Source organism: Undibacterium sp. TC4M20W (assembly GCF_049340245.1).
GTDB lineage: Bacteria > Pseudomonadota > Gammaproteobacteria > Burkholderiales > Burkholderiaceae_D > Undibacterium.
In genome coordinates this window covers 1-219 of sequence record NZ_JBMPPI010000106.1, presented here as the reverse complement: position 1 = coordinate 219, position 219 = coordinate 1, and the positions used below count along the sequence as shown (strand labels likewise).

At 55.7% G+C, this 219-nt stretch carries 1 protein-coding gene; it reads right to left on the bottom strand.

The genetic code is table 11. The features are described from left to right. On the bottom strand, positions 1-219 hold a 219-nt coding region (locus ACO0LL_RS30485; protein ID WP_422954560.1), incomplete at both ends, for a hypothetical protein.

The following is a 219-nucleotide window of genomic DNA, read 5'->3' as shown; positions in this document are numbered from 1 at the left end:
CGATTTGGGATGCTTGTGTAGCGGAATCCAGCACTTTGCTCAACCAGTCCTTAGCCAGGGCTGTGTTGCTTGGCAGGGAGTAGGCAACGATCTCTTCGTTGGTGTCGATGGCTGTTGTGAAGGATGTCGCAGCGGCAACTTTGGAATCGACGGCAACTTTGTCTGCACCGGTAGCACCACCGAGGATGGCCAGAGCGGCTTGACCCAGGGTAACTTTGC